General features: G+C 66.0%; 15 protein-coding genes. 6 read left to right on the top strand and 9 right to left on the bottom strand.

The annotated features are described in order from the left end of the window. Positions 1-133: 133 nt before the first annotated feature. Positions 134-1,732 (bottom strand): MFS transporter, encoded by a 1,599-nt coding sequence (locus tag LRX75_RS10560; RefSeq protein ID WP_231814154.1) that lies wholly within the window; start codon positions 1,730-1,732, stop codon positions 134-136. Beyond that, positions 1,729-2,181: a DoxX family protein gene (locus LRX75_RS10555; protein ID WP_231814152.1), complete on the bottom strand. Its 453-nt coding sequence runs from the start codon at positions 2,179-2,181 to the stop codon at positions 1,729-1,731. The genes LRX75_RS10560 and LRX75_RS10555 overlap by 4 nt, the downstream gene beginning before the upstream one ends. A 202-nt stretch (positions 2,182-2,383) precedes the next feature. On the opposite strand from LRX75_RS10555, the gene LRX75_RS10550 reads away from it, so the two are divergent. Together LRX75_RS10550 and LRX75_RS10545 are read left to right on the top strand one after the other, a co-directional pair. Then, on the top strand, positions 2,384-2,680 hold the full coding sequence (locus LRX75_RS10550; protein WP_231814150.1) for a type II toxin-antitoxin system RelE/ParE family toxin: 297 nt from the start codon (positions 2,384-2,386) through the stop codon (positions 2,678-2,680). A 9-nt stretch (positions 2,681-2,689) separates the two neighbouring features. Next, positions 2,690-2,998: a HigA family addiction module antitoxin gene (locus LRX75_RS10545; protein ID WP_231814148.1), complete on the top strand. Its 309-nt coding sequence runs from the start codon at positions 2,690-2,692 to the stop codon at positions 2,996-2,998. Between the two features lie 87 nt (positions 2,999-3,085). On the opposite strand, the gene LRX75_RS10540 is transcribed toward LRX75_RS10545, so the two are convergent. The 3 genes from LRX75_RS10540 to LRX75_RS10530 form a co-directional block, all read right to left on the bottom strand. Continuing rightward, positions 3,086-5,068, bottom strand: a complete 1,983-nt coding sequence (locus LRX75_RS10540) for an amidohydrolase (RefSeq protein ID WP_231814146.1) — start codon at positions 5,066-5,068, stop codon at positions 3,086-3,088. After that, a complete protein-coding gene (locus LRX75_RS10535; protein WP_231814145.1) occupies positions 5,068-5,355 on the bottom strand; it encodes a XapX domain-containing protein in 288 nt (95 codons plus the stop codon). Before LRX75_RS10535 ends, LRX75_RS10540 begins: the two co-directional genes overlap by 1 nt. Before the next feature lie 65 nt (positions 5,356-5,420). Beyond that, positions 5,421-6,110, bottom strand: coding sequence for a hydrolase (locus tag LRX75_RS10530; protein WP_231814144.1), 690 nt, complete (start codon positions 6,108-6,110; stop codon positions 5,421-5,423). A gap of 328 nt (positions 6,111-6,438) precedes the next feature. On the opposite strand from LRX75_RS10530, the gene LRX75_RS10525 reads away from it, so the two are divergent. From LRX75_RS10525 to LRX75_RS10510, 4 genes are all read left to right on the top strand, one after another. Next, positions 6,439-7,338, top strand: coding sequence for a LysR family transcriptional regulator (locus LRX75_RS10525; protein ID WP_231814142.1), 900 nt, complete (start codon positions 6,439-6,441; stop codon positions 7,336-7,338). A 245-nt stretch (positions 7,339-7,583) separates the two neighbouring features. After that, positions 7,584-10,877, top strand: coding sequence for an autotransporter outer membrane beta-barrel domain-containing protein (locus LRX75_RS10520; RefSeq protein WP_231814140.1), 3,294 nt, complete (start codon positions 7,584-7,586; stop codon positions 10,875-10,877). Beyond that, positions 10,877-11,449 (top strand): invasion associated locus B family protein, encoded by a 573-nt coding sequence (locus LRX75_RS10515; protein ID WP_231814138.1) that lies wholly within the window; start codon positions 10,877-10,879, stop codon positions 11,447-11,449. The genes LRX75_RS10520 and LRX75_RS10515 overlap by 1 nt, the downstream gene beginning before the upstream one ends. 154 nt (positions 11,450-11,603) lie before the next feature. Continuing rightward, a complete protein-coding gene (locus LRX75_RS10510) occupies positions 11,604-12,254 on the top strand; it encodes a LuxR C-terminal-related transcriptional regulator (RefSeq protein WP_231814136.1) in 651 nt (216 codons plus the stop codon). A gap of 28 nt (positions 12,255-12,282) precedes the next feature. On the opposite strand, the gene LRX75_RS10505 is transcribed toward LRX75_RS10510, so the two are convergent. The 4 genes from LRX75_RS10505 to LRX75_RS10490 all read right to left on the bottom strand — a co-directional run bounded on the left by LRX75_RS10505 (position 12,283) and on the right by LRX75_RS10490 (position 17,018). Further along, positions 12,283-13,989, bottom strand: a complete 1,707-nt coding sequence (locus LRX75_RS10505; protein ID WP_231814134.1) for a hybrid sensor histidine kinase/response regulator — start codon at positions 13,987-13,989, stop codon at positions 12,283-12,285. A 133-nt stretch (positions 13,990-14,122) separates the two neighbouring features. After that, positions 14,123-14,542: a cyclophilin-like fold protein gene (locus LRX75_RS10500; RefSeq protein WP_231814132.1), complete on the bottom strand. Its 420-nt coding sequence runs from the start codon at positions 14,540-14,542 to the stop codon at positions 14,123-14,125. Positions 14,543-14,616: 74 nt separating this feature from the next. Next, entirely contained in the window at positions 14,617-15,717 is a 1,101-nt protein-coding gene (locus LRX75_RS10495) for an alpha/beta hydrolase (RefSeq protein WP_231814130.1), read from the bottom strand. Then, entirely contained in the window at positions 15,714-17,018 is a 1,305-nt protein-coding gene (locus LRX75_RS10490; RefSeq protein WP_420851183.1) for an MFS transporter, read from the bottom strand. Before LRX75_RS10490 ends, LRX75_RS10495 begins: the two co-directional genes overlap by 4 nt. Position 17,019 lies beyond the last annotated feature (1 nt).

Here is a 17,019-nt window from a genome sequence, read left to right as displayed (position 1 = left end):
GACATTGGCGACCGCCTGTCCGATGAGGCGATTTTGTCGGAAAGCGCAGGCTAACACAATTGCGACAATCGTGTCGAATTCATTGCGATTTCCGCAATGATCGGGAGGCGGTTGTTTCGCCTCCCGTCTGGCCTCAAGCCGTACCGGGGCGGTTGATCGTGAGGAAGTGACGGACGACCGGCCGTTCCGGGCCGCGATGATAGGCGAGAACCTGGCCCTGCAGGTCGGCATCAGCCTGGGACACCCGCTTGTGCTGGCGCAGGTGCTCCGCCCAGGATTCGACCATGAACCATTCGACGATCCTTTCCGGATCCGCCGAGTCCTCGGTCACGCCCCAGCCATAGGCACCGTCGCGGCGACGCTCGTGGGACAGGCCGTCGAGAGCGTGGAGGAAGGCACGGCGGTTGTGGCTGTCGACGGTGTATTCGATGAGGATCAGAACCGGTCCGCGATCATGGGCGACGGGTTCGGCGACGAGGGGTTCGGGCCAATGGTTGGACGGCACCATGTCGGCATCGCCGGCCGGCAGCTTGACCCGGTGCATGAGGACGCCGGCGAGCAGAAGACCTGCCGCGCCGATCACCAGCGTCGAGCGGATGCCCACGGCTTCGCCCACGGCACCCCAGCCGAGGCTGCCCGCCGTCATCGCGCCGTTGAACACGGTGAGGTAGACGGCAAGGCCACGGCCGCGCACCCAGTTGGGCAGCACCGCCTGGGCGGTGCCGTTCAGCGTGGTCAGAGCCGTGATCCAGGCGGCGCCGAGAAAGAGCAGGGCGACGATTGCGACCGCTTTCGGCGGGGCGAGCGACAGGATGCCCATGACGGCGGCGGTGGTGAGGGCGGAGGACAGGAGGAGGCCGTCGGCGCTGAGGCGCGCGCGCAGCCGCGGCATCAGGAGCGCGCCGGCGATTGCACCGGCGCCGACCGCGCCGAGCAGGATGCCGTAGAAGCCTGCATCGCCGCCGAGCAGCTGGCGCGCGACCAGCGGCAGAAGCGCCCAGACGGCGCTGGCGAAGGCGAAGAAGACGAAGGCCCGAACCAGGACGACATGCAACGGCCGGCTCGACCGGGTGTAGCGAAGCCCGGCCCGGAAGGCACCGAAGAAGTTCTCCTGCAGCGCGTCGTCCGCCTTTTTGGCGCGCGGCCACCAGACGAGCGCGGCGATGACGACGATATAGCTGGCGACGTCGGCACCATAGGTGATGCCGGCGCCAAAGGCCGCCAGCAGCAGGCCGCCCGCGGCCGGGCCGATGGAGCGCGCGATGTTGATGCCGAGCGAATTGAGTGCCACGGCGCTCTTCACGTCCTCGCGCTTGACCAGTTCCGGCACAATCGCCTGCCAGGTCGGCCCCATCAGGGCGGCGCCGATGCCGCCGAGGAAGGTCAGACCGATCAATGCGCTGACGGAGAGCATGCCGGCCTGCGACAGAACCATCAGCGAAATACTGACGGAGGCCAGCAACAGCTGGACCGCGATCAGGAACTTGCGCCGGTCGAGAATATCGGTGAGCACGCCGGCGGGAATGGCGAGCAGGAAGATGGGCAGGGTTCCCGCCGCCTGCACCATGGCGACGGCGGCCGGCGAGGCGGAGAGGTCGGTCATCAGCCAGGAGCTGGCGACGTCGCGCATGAAGCTTCCCGTATTGCCGAGGACCGTGGCGATCCAGAGAACGGCGAAGACGGGCTGGGCGAGCGGTGCGAAGCTGCCCCCGGTCGGTTTTGCGGCGGTCATGTGCGTGCTCCCGTGGTGAGGTTCGTCGTGTCGAGGTCGCGGGCGGCGACCAGCACGAAGGCGCCGGCAAGGCCGAGATGTTCGAAGAAGGCGTTGGTCGCCATCATGCGCGCCATGCCCGGCGCCATCTCCCAGAAGCGCAGGGCGATGAGCGTGGCGAGAAGCGTGAAGCCGGCCAGCGCCAGCGCACCGGCCCAGCGCAGGACGCCCGAGACCACCATGGCGGAGGCGGTCAGTTCGAACGCGATGACGGTCAGGGCGAAAAAGCCGGCCGGATGGAGGCCGAAATGATCCATCTCCGCCAGCGCGCCGTCGAAGTCGAGGATCTTGGTCAGCGGGCCCTGGATATAGGCCGCGCAGAGCGCCAGAAGCGAAAGCGTGCGCGTCACCGGCGATCCGATAAGACGCGCGGCCTGGCTGCGCATCGTGTCCGTAGGTGGTAGGGTCATGTCTGCTCCTTGGCATTGGCCGGGACGATCGGCTGCAGTCGATGGAGCGATCATGCTCGGTTGCACCCCGTCACACAATTGAAGGAATACTCACGATTTTATTTCGATAAATGGAATAATCCGGCGGCGAGTTCTCGCGTCGCGGGGGTATTGTAGTATGACCCATAGAGTGGTACAATGACCTGATCAAGAGAGGTGTGAAATGATCGTCGGGTTTCGGGACGGATGGCTGCGGGCCTTCTTTGTGAGCGATGTCCGTTCCCGCAATATTCCGTCTGATCTCGAAGGGCGGTTGTTCCGTAAGCTCCAGATGATTGACGACGCCATGAGCGATCAGGATTTGCGTGCGCCGCCCAGCAATCATTTCGAGAAGCTGCGCGGTTCTCTTGAGGGCCTGCATTCGATCCGCGTCAACAAGCAATGGCGATTGATCTTCCGATGGGACGACGGTCGCGGCGAGGCGTCGGATGTCTATCTCGACGACCACAGCTATCGATGAGGAAATGCCATGTTAATGACCACACGCAGGCCGGCCACGGTCGGCGAAATTCTGACGGAAGAGTTCCTGCAGCCGCTCGGCCTGACGCAGGCCGTGCTGGCTGAGGCAATGGGCGTGCAGCGCAAGCATGTGAACGAACTCTGCAACGACCGGCGCACTGTGACGGCGGCGACGGCGCTCATTCTGGCGCGCGTGTTCGGCAACAGTCCGGACTTCTGGCTGAACACGCAGCGGCGCTGCGACCTGTGGACGGTCATGAATTCGCCCGACCAGCGGGCGCGGATCGATCGGGCCAGGCCTTTGGCGACCGCGGCATAGCGGGCGACGATCCCGTCCCGATCCCCGGCGCTGCGTCGAGCAGGCGACATCTGACGGGCGGCATGGGCCGCCCGCCTTTCGTCGCGGTCAAACCGCCCAGCAAGAGCAGCCGAGCGCCCCGAAGAAGCCCTTGAGGTCCGAGATCGGCAGTTTCGACGTCCAGGCACCGGCATGGTCATGGCCGTGGACGCCGCAATCGCTGGCGCAGCCGCAGGTGGAAATCGCCGTGCGGCGCAGCGAGCGTGCGCCGGCGCCCTCCGGCTCGCCCCAGGCGGCATATCCGCCGAAGCTGCGCACGGGCGACCAGTCCGGCATCGCCGGCGGCACGTCGTTCTCGTCCAGCGCCTTGAAGTCGCCGGCGCCGTAGACCACCTTGCCGCCGACCATGGTCAGTTCCGACACCAGAAACGAGATCTCGTCCTCGGCGCAGGCGAAGAAATCCTTGTCCGGCACGACGAGATCGGCGAACTGGCCCTTTTCGATGCGGCCCTTCTTGCCCTCCTCGTTGGAGAACCAGGTAACCTTCTCCGTCCACATGCGCAGCGCCGTCTCGCGATCGAGGCAATTGGCTCTGGGATAGAGCTGCATGCCGCCGACCGTCTTGCCCGTTACCATCCAGGACAGGGAGACCCAGGGGTTGTAGGAGGCGACGCGCGTCGCATCGGTGCCGGCCGAGACATTGACGCCCTTGTCGAGCATTTTCCGGATCGGCGGCGTCGCTTCGGCAACGCCATGGCCATAGCGCTCGATGAAATATTCGCCCTGATAGGCCATGCGGTGCTGGGTGGCGATGCCACCGCCCAAGGCGGCGATTCGGTCGATGGAGCGGTCCGAGATCGTCTCGGCATGGTCGAAGAACCAGTTGAGGCCTTCGAGCGGAATGTCCTTGTTGACCTTTTCGAACACGTCGAGCGAGCGGGAGATGGTCTCGTCATAGGTGGCGTGCAGGCGCCAGGGCCAGCGGTTTTCGGCCAGCACCCGGACGATCTCTTCGAGCTCGCCTTCCATCTCCGGCGCCATGTCCGGGCGCGGCTGGCGAAAATCCTCGAAATCGGCGGCGGAGAAAACGAGCATCTCACCCGCCCCGTTGTGCCGGAAATAGTCGTTGCCCTGCTTGTATTTGACGCTCGCCGTCCAGTCGAGAAAGTCCTGCTTTTCCTCCTTCGGCTTCTGGGTGAAGAGGTTGTAGGCGAGCCGCACCGTCATCTGCCCCTCGTCCGACAGTTTCTGGATGACGACATAGTCGTCCGGATAGTTCTGGAAGCCGCCACCGGCATCGATGACGCCCGTCACGCCCAGCCGGTTCAGCTCGCGCAGGAAGTGCCGGGTCGAATTCACTTGATAGTCGAGCGGCAGCTTCGGGCCCTTGGCAAGCGTCGAATAGAGGATGCCGGCATTCGGCTTGGCCAGCAGCATGCCCGTCGGGTTGCCGTTGGCGTCGCGGGTGATCTCGCCGCCGGGCGGGTTCGGCGTGTCCCTGGTATAGCCGACCGCACGCAGGGCGGCGCCGTTCAGCAGCGCGCGATCATAGAGGTGGAGCAGGAAGACCGGCGTATCCGGGGCGATCGCATTGATCTCCGCGATCGTCGGCAGGCGCTTTTCCGTGAACTGATGCTCGCTGAAGCCGCCGACGACGCGCACCCATTGCGGCGCCGGCGTGATCGCCACCTGACGCTTGAGCATGTCCATCGCGTCGGCCAGCGACCGCACGCCATCCCACCGCAGCTCCATATTGTAGTTGAGGCCGCCACGGATGACGTGGGTGTGGTTGTCGATCAGACCGGGCAGCACGCGCCGGCCCTTGAGGTCGATGATCTCCGTGTCGGGCCCGGCCAGCGCCATGATCTCGCTGTCGGAGCCGACCGCCAGGAACAGCCCGTCCTTGATGGCGATGGCCGTGGCGGCGGGGTTGGCGCGGTCGAGCGTGGTGACGCGACCGTTCTGGAGAATGCGGTCTGGATGCATGGGGTTCACTCCGGTCTGGTAGGGATCGGCGGCCTTGGCCGGCGGGAAGAGGTTGGAGAGCGCCAGGCTCGACGCACCGCCCAGGAAGGTTCGACGCGTCGCCATCAGCTGGCCGCCTTGTCCGACGATGTCGGGTGGCCGGCAACCTCGACGCCTGCCCCGCCCTTCGGCAGATGCCCGAACATATGCGGCTTGATCTGATGGAGCCAGGAGACGGCCGCCGGCTCGCGCGTCCAGAGCGATTTTGCGAGCGGGATGACCTGCTCGCCGACGAGAATGCCGAGAAGGCCGACGAGAGCGATGACGGGCGGTGCCGGCGAGCGGACATTGAGCAGGCTATAGACGATGCCGACGAGCAGCCCGGCACCGAGAGACAGGAGATAGACTTTCACGGGAGATCCTCCACGATGGCGGAAAGGCCGCCCCGACGGGTGATCGGGGCGGTTGCGGGACGCGTCTACTTCGCGGGGTTCGGGCCGATGCGCTTGCCATGGCCGACGCGCTCCTTGGCACCGTGAACCATGGTGTAGGCATAGTCGATGCCCATGCCATAGGCGCCGGAATGCTCCTTCACCAGCGTGGTGACCGCATCGTAGGTGTCCTTGCGGGCCCAGTCGCGCTGCCATTCCAAGAGGACCTGCTGCCAGGTGACGGGAATGACGCCGGCCTGGACCATGCGGTCCATGGCGCGATTGTGCGCTTCGAGCGAGGTGCCGCCGGAGGCGTCGGCCACCATGTAGATTTCATAATCCGGCACGTCCCGCAGCGCCGACAGGGCGAAGGTGGTGTTGCATACTTCGGTCCAGAGACCGGAAACGACGATCTTCCTGCGGCCGTTCGCGGCGTTCCGCGCCAGCGCATCCCGCACGTTCTGGTCGTCCCAGGAATTCATCGAGGTGCGCTCGAGAATGTCGTTGTCCGGGTGCACGGCCAGGAGTTCGGGGTAGGTGTGGCCGGAGAAGCTCTCGGTCTCCACCGTCGTGATCGTCGTGGGAATGTCGAAGATCTTGCCGGCCTTGGCGAGACCGACGACGTTGTTCTTCAGCGCCTGGCGGTCGATCGACTGAACGCCGAAAGCCATCTGGGGCTGCTGGTCGATGAAGATGAGCTGGCTGTTCTCAGGGGTCAGGACGTCGAACTTGGACATGGTCTCTTCCTTGTGGTTTCGCCGCGTCTGCGGGTGTCTCAGCTGTCGGCAGCGATCGGTCGTCCGGCGGGTCTGCTTGCGCGCCCTTGCGGCGTGTCCGCCGTCGGGAGAAGCGATGCGCCGCCCTGTCTGCTGCTGAACAAGAACCTACGCCGGAACTTACCTCTTCGGAATTGCAATAAATATTGCGAATGCATGCCGGATATCGCAATAATATCGCAGGGCTTCTTACCGGGTGACGCCGTCGGGCCGATGCGGGTGGCCATTGATCGCGATGCCGGATCGCAATAGGGACAGTCTCTTGAATGGCCACGGGTGAAACACTGCCATGAACGACTACAAGGCTCTGCGAACCTTTCTCCTTGCCGCGGAAAAGCGCAATTTCGCCCAGGTGGCGCGCGAGCTCGACATGACGCCCGCCGCCGTCACGCGGGCGATCGCGGCGCTGGAGGCGGAACTGGGTGTACAGCTGTTCGTGCGCACCACGCGTCAGGTCTCGCTGACCACCGATGGGGCGGTCTTCGCCGCGCAGATCCAGCCGGCGGTCAAGACGCTGGAGGCCGCACGGCGCGACGTCATGAACGCGCACAAGGCCGACCAGGGACGCCTGCGGATCAGCGCGCCCACCTGGTTCGGCAAGGCCGTGCTGCCGCCGATCCTGTCCGGCTTCAAGACGAAGTTTCCGAAGATGAGCTTCGAGATCTCGCTGTCGGACGGGTTGATCAACATCGTCAACGACGACTATGATCTCGCGATCCGCATCTCCGCGCAGCCCTCGGACAAGTTCACCATCTGGCGCAAGATCCGGGTCGTGCCGCGCATTCTGGTGGCCGCACCGGGCAGCCGCTTCGTCGAGATGGCGCATCCGAACGAACTGAAACCGGACGATTGCCTCGCCTATAGCGGCGAGAGCCGGCGGGAAAGCTGGTCTCTCTCCGATGGCGGCTCGAGCATCGTGATCTCCGCCGGTCGCGGCTTCAGCGCCAACAGCGGCGAGGTCCTCGCCGACATGGCCGCCGACGGGGCAGGGGTGGCCCTGCTTCCGGGCTTCAACATCGCCGAACACATCCGCGCCGGACGCCTGGTCCACGTCTTCAAGGGCTGGGCCCCGCCGGACCTCTGGCTGACCCTGTTCTATCCGCCCTACCAGACGCTCCCCCCGCGGATCGCCTCGTTCTGCAAATATTTCGAGGAGCAACTGCCCGCCCATATGCCATCTCTGGACTGAACGCGTCCGCGACATGCGATACTCAGCGGAGCGCGCCGCCGCGCTGGTTGAACGACAAACGAGCAAGTCATCCGCGTTTCGCCTGAAAAGACTAGCACATGCGTGCTAATGGCCGTGCCCGTTGGACTGTGTTTTATCCGCTATCTCGACCTTACCGAATTTACCCGAATTCTGGGAGGTCTGCTTGAGCAGTGGAGATGGAAAGCATGGGACGACAAGAGCAATTGCGAAACCGGAATCGTGGCTTGCGCAGTTCGACGGCACTGACCGTCACCCGCCGCTCCCTCCTGCTGCTGCCGGTCTCCGCCTCGCTTCTGGCCGGCCCGGTGCTGGCGCTGGACGACAAGGATTACATCCAGGACAGCGGCAACGTCGTCTGGAGCACCGACCAGAGCTTTGCCGACGACATGATCATCGGCCTTGAGAACAAGGGCACCACGCTGACCATCAACAATGGTGCGGATGTGGTGATCGCCAATCGCGGCATCATCGCAGGCCTCGGCGGCTCGCAGGCGACCGTGACCGTCTCCGGCCCCGGCTCCGCCCTGAACGTGGTGCGCACGCCTTACGTGCTGGGCAACAGCCTGACCATCGGCGGCGGCTGTAACGGATACTCCGTCATGTGCATTGGCGGCGGCGACGGCACGCTGATCGTCGAAGGCGGCGGCAAAGTGGATGCCAAGAACATCTATGTCAGTGAGGGATCGGGCTCGCAGGGCAAGCTGCTGGTCACCGGCGCGGGATCGGTCGTTTCGGCCGACTACCTCGGCATGCAGGGTCTGCTCGCAACACCGAGCCTCATCAAGGTCGAGCAGGGCGGTGCGATTCTGACGAACAGCGCCTCGATCGGCCAGTTCACGACGACCACGGCCGAGAGCGGCGCGATCGTCACGGGGACGGGCTCGAGTTGGATTAATACGGGTCGGCTCGACCTTACCGGCAATCTGACGATCGCAGACGGTGGCCAGATGAGCACGTCGCGCGCTGTTCTCGACGACAGCGGCAACCTGACCGTTACCGGCGCGGGATCGTCCTTTACCGCAACGAACACGATGAGCGTCATCGCCGACAGTCATATTGTGGTCGCCAATGGCGGTACCCTGAATGTCGCCAATGGCATCAATATCGGCTCGGACGGCTATCTCGTCATCGGCGGGCAGATCGATACGAGTGCGCTGCAGGGCCTTCCCCGCGCGCTCGACACGCAGGCCGCCGGCACGGTCAGCACGGGCACCGTGGTGAACTTCGGCACCTCTGGCTCCGGCCGCCTGGTCTTCAACCACACCAATACGGGCTACGACTTCGCCAACAAGATCGTCGGCGACGGATCGATCGTCAGCCTGTCCGGGGAGACGATCCTCTCCGGCGACCTCACGGGCTTCGCCTCGCTCGACAGCTATGCCGGCGGCGTGATCGTGGATGGAAACAGCCGGCTGGTGCTGAAGGGCGACCTCGGCACCGCGCTTGCCGACACAGATACCGTCACCCCGGACCGCACGAATTTCGACGTGAAGAACGGCACACTGGTCATCGCGGGCCAGACCGGTCAGGTCATCACCAATTTCCTCGGCAGCGAGATCTATACGAGCACCATCGATGTCTGGGGCGACACGCTGAACGGCCAGCGCAACGTGACGGGCGCCTATGGAAAGCTTGCCGGCTTCGGCACCATCGGCACCACCTTCGTCGATCGCGGCGCGACGATCTCGCCCGGCGACACGGGCAATCCCCTGGGAACGTTCACCGTGCGCGGCGATCTCGATTTCGCCGAAGGCGCGATCTACGATGTCGACGTCGCCGGCAACGGCGCGAGCGACCGCATTTCAGTGGAAACCGTCAAGCAATATGCCGGCACGGACGCCGCCGGCAACAAGATCACGGTCGATGCCCTCGGCCGCGCGACGATCGGCAAGGACAGCACGGTGCAGGTGACGGCGCTCGACGCGGCGACCAGCTACCAGTCCGGCCAGACCTACAAGATCCTCACGGCGCAGGGCGGCATCACCGGCACCTTCGCCCAGGCCGTGTCGAAATCCGCCTTCCTCGACGTCGCGCTCGACCAGACCGCCAAGGACGTGGATCTGAGGATTTCCGTCAAGGATCCGGGCAACGGCCAACCCAACCCGGAACCGCCGACAACACCGCCGACGAACCCGGAACCGCCTACGACACCCCCCACCAATCCGGAACCTCCGACGACGCCCCCGACCAACCCGGAGCCGCCGACGAACCCGAACCCGCCGACGCCGGAACCCCCGACCAATCCCCAGCCTCCGACGACGCCGGAGCCGCCCACCAACCCCGAGCCCCCGACCAACCCGGAACCTCCAACGAACCCGGAACCGCCCACGAACCCGGAACCGCCGGAAACCGGCCTGTTCGACAGCGTTGCCGACACGCGCAACCAGGTTGCCGTGGCGCGGTCGCTCAACACGCTCGAGCAGAGCGGCGGATCGCTGGCGCTCTACAACAGCCTGTTGCTGCTGAGTGCCGACGAGGCGCGGGGCGCTTTCGACCGGCTGTCGGGCGAGGCACATGCCTCTGTCAAATCCGGCCTGATCGCCGGAGACCGCCAGACGCGCGATGCGACCAATGATCGTCTGCGCGCCGCCGCGGGCGACGTTGCGGCCAAGCCCGTGCCCGTCAACAATTATTGGGACAATGGACGCTGGACGGACGATCCCATGTCGGCCGTCACGCCGAAGACGGTGGACCCGGCATGGTCCGTCTGGGGCCAGGCGTTCGGCTCGTGGAGCAATATCGACGCCGGCAATGGCGTGGCGGATGCGGACGTCGCGACCGGCGGCCTCGTCACGGGTATCGACACGCTGGTCGGTCCGGTCTCGCGGCTCGGTGCTTTCCTCGGCTACAGCCGCACCAGCATCGACGTCGACAGCCGGTCGTCCTCGGCCGACAGCGACAACTACACCATCGGTCTCTATGGTGGCACGCAGCTGGGCGCGCTGTCGCTGCGCTCCGGCCTCTCCTACACCAACCACCAGATCTCCACGAAGCGGTCGGTGGATTTCCCCGGCGTCTCGCAGGATCTCAAAGCCGACTACGATGCCGGCTCCGTGCAGGTCTATGGCGAACTCGGCTACGAGATCCAGACGACGTTCGCGGCCTTCGAGCCCTTCGTGAACGTGGCGCATGTCAATTTGGATACCGACGGCTTCCGCGAGAAGGGCGGCTCCGCCGCGCTGCGGGGGGATGGCGACACGACCAACACGACGTTCACGACGCTCGGCCTGCGTGCCTCGTCGGACGTCACGCTCGGTGGTCTTCCCACAGTCGCGAGCGGCACGCTCGGCTGGCGGCATGCCTTCGGCGACATCGATCCCGCCTCGCGTCTCGCCTTTGCCGGCAGCGACAGCTTTGCCGTGAAGGGCGCGCCGGTCTCGCAGGATGCCTTCATCGTCCAGGTCGGACTGGACATGACGCTGTCGCCGACGACGACGCTCGGCCTCTCCTACAACGGCGAGTTCGGCGACGATGGCATCGCCAACGGCGTCGATGCGAAGCTGCGCGTGCGCTTCTGATGCGCCGCCTGTCCCTCCTGTCTGTCACGGCGGCGCTTGCATGCGCCGCCGTGACCGGCGTTTCCGCCCAGACGGCCGCAAAGCCTTCCGCCTTGTCGGAAAGCTATGACGACTGGACCGTGCGCTGCGCGACGCAGGGTGCTCCGGCGGAGACGGCCGGCGACCCGGCCAAGGGTGGCCGCAGCGCGGGCGCGCGGGAATGCTCGCTCTCCCAGAGCCAGACCAATGCAAACGGCCAGCGCGTGCTGCTGGTCGAGCTGCGCCCGGCCGAGGATGGTCGTCTGCGCGGCAATCTCGTCCTGCCCTTCGGTCTCGCCCTGCAGAAGGGCGCGACCTTTGCCGTGGACGACCTGCCGCCGGGAAAACCGGCGCCGTTTCGCACCTGTCTGCCGGTCGGCTGTGTCGTCTCCCTTCTCTTCACGGATGGCATTACGCAGTCGCTCCGGTCCGGCACGACGCTGACCGTCAAGGCGCAGGCCAGCGATCCCGAGACGGAGGTTCCCTTTTCCATCTCGCTCAAGGGGTTCGACGCCGCCCTCCAGCGCACCGTGGCCCTGTCGAAGCCGGAGTGACACTCTTACCGCGCCGCGGGGTGCAAGACGCCTATCTCGTTGTTTCAACACGATCCGGACAGAGCCTCCCCCGCGCTACGGGCGCGAAGACGGAGATGTCTTTTGAGGGTGCGGGCTGCTAGATGTTCGGTCGCAAGACCCGGGAGATCCCGATTTGACGACAGAAACCATCATCGTGGTCGATGACCATCCTGTGTTTCGCGACGGATTGCGCGCCCTGATCGGGCGAAGACTGCCGCTGGCGACGGTGATTGCGAGCGACACGCTGGACGATGCCCTCGCGATCGCCAGGCGGGGCGGCAAGCCGCCGTCCATGTTCCTGCTCGACCTGTTCTTCTCCCGGCACAGCATTCTGGAGACGCTCCCGGCCCTTCGTCAGGAATTCCGGCAATCGTCCATCGTCATCATCTCCATGACCGACGCGCTGGCGACGGTGGATGCGGCCATGGCCTGCGGCATCAACGGCTTCATCAACAAGGCCGTGTCGCCGGAGGCGATGATCGCGGCGATCGAGGCCGTGCGGAACGGCGATCTGGTGCTGCTGCTTCCCGACACGGCGGGAGGTGAGGGCGCCGCGGGCGAGGCGGAGGCACGGCCCCTGAGCCTGACAGACCGCCAGTCGGCCGTTCTCATGCTGATTGCCGAGGGCAAGAGCAACAAGGAGATCGGCATCGCGCTCGGCATATCGCCCTTCACCGTCCGCATTCACGTATCGGCCCTGTTCCGCGCGCTCGGAGTCGCCTCCCGGGCCGCCGCCGTTGCCAAGGGTGCGGCCGAAGGGCTGCTGGTGACGCGCCAGCCATAGCGCGCGCCGCCGAGGCGGGATCGCTTCGCTACGAGAGCGCGGCTTTCCCGGTCGCCCGCCCCTCGGCTTCCATGGCTGCGGCCATGATGACGGAACGCAGTTCGGCGGGGCGCACAGGCTTCGACAGGATGGGGATATCGTCGTCGCCGAGTTCGTCGCGAACGCGGCCGGGATCGTGGCCGCTCATGACCACGGCGGGGACCAGCCGCCCGAGGATGCGGCGCACGGCCTTGATGCAGTCGCTGCCGGTCGTGCCTTCGCCGAGGTCGAAATCGGCGATGACGAGGTCGCAGGGCGCGACCTCGGCGGGAACGCCGGTTTCCGCCTGCACCGCGCAGCCCCATTTCCGCAGCAGGCTCGCGGTCGCGCACAGCACGGCACCGTCATCCTCCACCAGCAGAATGCGCAGGCCGTCTATGCCGGGTGCCGCATGCGCGGTGCGCACCGCACGGCGCGGAACCGGAGCGTCACGCGCGGAGATCGTCAGCCCGGCCAGCGTCACGCTGGTGCCGCGTCCCGGCGTCGAGCGCAGCCTGACCTTCATGTCCATCAGCTGGGCCAGCCGCTTGACGATCGACAGGCCGAGGCCGACGCCCTCGATATCGCGATCGCCGCGCGCGCGCACCTGATAGAACTCCTCGAAGACCCGCTGCTGGTGTTCCGGCGAAATGCCGGGTCCCTGGTCGCAGACCTGTACGGAGAGCATGCCGTTTTCCCGCCGGCAGCCGATCATGATGGCGCGGCCCGGCGCATATTTGATCGCGTTGCTGACGATGTTCTGCAGCATGGTCGTCAGCAGCGCGCGGTCGGTGATGACGACGCTCTTGCAGTTGCTGACGCCGAGCTTGCAATCGTTCGCCTGTGCCATGTCGGTGTTCTGCTGCAGCACGTCGTCGAGAATGTCGGCGATCGCGACGGCCTCGTATCGCGGCACCACCTTGCCGCTGTCGAGCGTCGAGACGTCGAGCAGCGACTTGAACAGGCGCGAGATGCTCTGGAGCGAGCGGTCGATATTGTCGACCATGCCCAGCTCGCTCTGCCGCAGATCGGCATCGCGAAGGCAGGCGGTGAAGAGGCTGATGGCATGGACGGGCTGGCGGAGATCGTGGCTGGCCTGCGCCAGAAAGCGGGACTTGGACAGGTTGGCCTCGCGCGCCGCGATATAGGCCTTGTGGACACGCTTCATGAGCACGAAAATATAGGCCGGCACCAGCACGGCCGTCGCGATCAGCGTCACCGCGATATACGGGTTCTGCCGCATGTAATCGTTGAACACGGCGGCAGTGGCGATCGAGCCGAGCGCCATCACCGTCGAGGCGATCAGGATGCGCGGCCCGAACCGCAGCCCGTTGCCGACGGTGACCCAGAGAAGAAGCGCAAACAGCGGCAACATGCCCGCGCCGCCATTGGCCAGCGTATAGGTCAGCGCCGGGATGTCGCAGACGATGGCGATCGTTCGCCGCCACGGCTGATCGCCCGGATGCGTCTTCATCCACCACCAGACCGCACAGGAGAACGGCAGGTAGATCACGAAGAGCCAGAGGATCCCGGTCGGCAGATCCCGCCAGTAGCCGGCGAGCGTGCCCGGCACGACGGTGACGAAGGCGATGCCGGAGACGATGATCCGCACCACCGCCTGCTTCAGGTCCTCACCCTCCTCCTGGCCGGTGGACGAGGCCGAAAACCTGTCGAGGACCCGGCCGAAGCCGACGTTCACGCGATCCGTCAAAGCCATCCCGCCACCCATTCATTCCGGTTCATCACGGTTTCGTGTGCGTGCAGGGGTACAAGCCATGTAAGCCGGAATCAACCTTTTCAGGAACGGGGGGCCGCCGCCGCCCTGCCGTCGCGCGGCAGGGCGGCGAGGCTCAGCGGGCCTTGTCCACAGTGATCGTGACCTTTCCGGGCCGGTCGAAGATCGAGACGTCGCCGTCGATCTGCCCCAGAACGACGATGCCCGGCGGGGGCACGCGTCCCTCCCGATAGTAGATGACGAAGTCGCCGGAGCTCCACAGGCCGAGGGTGCCGGCGGAGAACGCGCGCTGGCGCGGGGCGGCCGGCAGAGCCTGCGGCAGGGTGCCGGTCTTTTCCTGACGCAGATGGTCATCCATCTCGATCGTCAGCGGCAGCATGGCGGATAGCGCCCGTGCGGCAACGTTGCCGGTCAGGTTCGCCGTCACGTCACCCCAATCCGACGCAATGCGGATACGATCCTCGGCCATGGCTGGTCCTCCCATGAGAAGCGTGAGCAGGATACCGATCCGTGCCGGCGCTGCGATATGTTTCATCTTCGGCCTTTCCCCTGCGGTGAGGTGTTCGGCGGCCGCACCGGCGGGCGGGCGGGTCTCGCCTGCTTTCGCGTTCAGGCCAGGTGCTGATCGAAGAAACCCTTGAGCGTGTCGAAGGGAATGAGATCCACGCGATCGTAGAGATCGACATGGCCCGCACCCTCGACCCAGACGAGCGCCTTCGGCTCCGATGCCCTGTTGTAGGCATCCTGGCTGAACTCCCTGGAATGGGCCCGATCGCCCGAGATGAACAGCATCGGGCGCGGGGAGATCGTCTCGATGTCGTTGAACGGATAGAAGTTCATGAACTTGACACTGCTGGCGAGCGTGGGCTTCGTCGTCGTCTCCGGGGCAACGCCGGCCGGCGTGAAGGCACCGCGCGGCGTGCGGTAGAAGTCGTAGAACTCGCGCTGGATCGGATCGGTGTCCGCCGTCAGTTGCAGCGTGGTGCCGCCGATGTAGCGGATGTCGGCGCCATCCGCTTCCGCCCAGCGCTGCTCGGCGGCCGTGGCGATGAAGGCCTTGCGCTGCTCGACCGTCTGCCCCTTGTTCAGCGCGTCGCGGAAGGCGGCACCCATATCGTACATGCTGACGGTGGCGATGGCCTTGATGCGCGGGTCGATCTTGGCCGCGCTGATGACGAAGCTGCCGCTGCCGCACACGCCGATGGCGCCGATGTTGCCGCGATCCACGAAGGCCTGCGACCCGAGGAAATCCACACCGGCGCTGAAGGCTTCGGCGTAAGCCTCGGGCGACACCAGATTGCGCGGCTGGCCCTCGCTCTCGCCCCAGAAGGGCAGGTCGATCGACATGGCGACGAAGCCCTGCTCGGCCATCTTCGTGGCGTAGAGATTGGCGCTCTGTTCCTTCACCGCACCCATCGGGTGGCCGACGACGATCGCCGGGTTCCTGGCCGCCCGGTCCATGTCCTCGGGCAGGAAGAGGTTGCCCGCGACCATCGTCCGGTACTGGGTCGGAAACCGCGCCTTTTGAACGGTCACCCGGTCGCTGGTGTAGAAATTGGAGGCGCCGTTGGTCATGTCTTGAGCCCTTGCTGCGATCATGTCGAAAAAGGATGTCGCCCCGAGCGCGGCAACGCCGGCGCTCGTCATCTTGAGAAGGGAACGGCGATCGATGCCGGTCTTCGAGGCGTCGCGGTGGATGTCATCGGTCATGTCCATGGTCCTTGTGCGGGGTGGGTGTGGGGGAGGGTCGGCGAGGGGGCTGCCTCTTGGCGGCGGCGCTCGGACGGCCAGGCCGTCACGGCAAGAAGGGACGAACCGGCCAGAAGCGCAGCTGCGAACAGGAAGGTCGTCCACCAGCCCATCGCATCGAACAGCAGGCCGCCCGTGGACGCCCCGAGCGTGATGGCGAGCTGGATGGTGGCGACCTGCAACCCGCCCCCGGCCTCGGCATCCTCGGGCATGGTCCGGCTCAGCCAGGTGCCCCAGCCGACGGGTGCCGCCGTGCCGAACAGGCCCCAGCCGACGAGCAGGGCGGCGGTCGCGGTGGCGGACGTGCCGAAAGCGATGAGCCCCAGCGCGATAACGGCCATGACCAGCGGGATCGCGACGAGAACCGGATACAGCCGGCCGCGCAGGAGGCGACTGACGAGCACCGTGCCGAGAACGCCGGCCAGGCCCATCAGCAGGAGAAGCAGCGAGAGGGTCGAGATCGACACCGCCGTGACCGTTTCCAGGAAGGGCCGGAGATAGGTGAACAGCGCGAATTGCCCCATGAAGAAGGACAGGATCGACGCCATGCCGATCGCGACCTGCCGCCGCAGGAGAAGCCGGAACACGGTGAGCGATCCCTCGTCGCGTCGGGCGCGGCGTGGCGGCAGCGACGGCAGGCTGATCCACTGCCAGACGAGCGCCACCAGCGCCATCGGAACGACGGCGAAGAAGGCACCGCGCCAGCCGATGGAGGCTCCGAGCAGGCTGACGAGCGGCGCCGAGATCGTCGCAGCGATGGCATTGCCGGCATTCAGCATGGCCAGCCCTCTGGGAACGGCGTCCTCGGGGACGAGCCGCATGACGATCGCGGTCGACATCGACCAGAACCCGCCGATCGCCACGCCGAGCAGGGCGCGCCCGATCATCAGGACGAGATAGTTCGGCGAGACCGTGACGATCACGCCCGACATCACGAGCAGGAGCGAGAAGGACGCGAGCACCAGCCGCCGGTCGACCCGGCGCGTGAGGCCCGCCACGAACAGGCTCGTCACGACGGCGAAGATGCCGGAAACGGAAATCGCCTGTCCGGCTCGGCCTTCCGTCACCCCGAGCTCGGCGGCGATGGGGGAGAGAAGGCTGACCGGCAGGAATTCGGATGCGATGAGGACGGCGACGCAGAGCGCCATGGAGACGACGGCGCCCCAGGCGGCCCTGGGCACGGCGGGAACGGAAGCGTCCCTGTGGCCGGTGGTGCCGGGATCGGGGTCTGCGATGTGCTCAGTCGGTGCCGTATGGGTCATG

This window comes from Rhizobium quercicola (assembly GCF_021168455.1).
In the GTDB taxonomy this organism is placed as follows: domain Bacteria; phylum Pseudomonadota; class Alphaproteobacteria; order Rhizobiales; family Rhizobiaceae; genus Ferranicluibacter; species Ferranicluibacter quercicola.
The sequence above is the reverse complement of the archived record's forward strand: the minus strand, read 5'-3'. Positions and strand labels throughout refer to the sequence as shown.

Excerpts from the sequence above, each read along its gene's own strand:
- LRX75_RS10550 (WP_231814150.1), top strand. The coding sequence starts at position 2,384 with ATGATCGTCGGGTTTCGGGACGGATGGCTGCGGGCCTTCTTTGTGAGC.
- LRX75_RS10515 (WP_231814138.1), top strand. The coding sequence starts at position 10,877 with ATGCGCCGCCTGTCCCTCCTGTCTGTCACGGCGGCGCTTGCATGCGCC.
- LRX75_RS10530 (WP_231814144.1), bottom strand. The coding sequence starts at position 6,110 with ATGTCCAAGTTCGACGTCCTGACCCCTGAGAACAGCCAGCTCATCTTC.
- LRX75_RS10525 (WP_231814142.1), top strand. The coding sequence starts at position 6,439 with ATGAACGACTACAAGGCTCTGCGAACCTTTCTCCTTGCCGCGGAAAAG.
- LRX75_RS10500 (WP_231814132.1), bottom strand. The coding sequence starts at position 14,542 with ATGAAACATATCGCAGCGCCGGCACGGATCGGTATCCTGCTCACGCTT.
- LRX75_RS10555 (WP_231814152.1), bottom strand. The coding sequence starts at position 2,181 with ATGACCCTACCACCTACGGACACGATGCGCAGCCAGGCCGCGCGTCTT.
- LRX75_RS10560 (WP_231814154.1), bottom strand. The coding sequence starts at position 1,732 with ATGACCGCCGCAAAACCGACCGGGGGCAGCTTCGCACCGCTCGCCCAG.
- LRX75_RS10490 (WP_420851183.1), bottom strand. The coding sequence starts at position 17,018 with ATGACCCATACGGCACCGACTGAGCACATCGCAGACCCCGATCCCGGC.
- LRX75_RS10495 (WP_231814130.1), bottom strand. The coding sequence starts at position 15,717 with ATGACCGATGACATCCACCGCGACGCCTCGAAGACCGGCATCGATCGC.
- LRX75_RS10545 (WP_231814148.1), top strand. The coding sequence starts at position 2,690 with ATGTTAATGACCACACGCAGGCCGGCCACGGTCGGCGAAATTCTGACG.
- LRX75_RS10505 (WP_231814134.1), bottom strand. The coding sequence starts at position 13,989 with ATGGCTTTGACGGATCGCGTGAACGTCGGCTTCGGCCGGGTCCTCGAC.
- LRX75_RS10540 (WP_231814146.1), bottom strand. The coding sequence starts at position 5,068 with ATGGCGACGCGTCGAACCTTCCTGGGCGGTGCGTCGAGCCTGGCGCTC.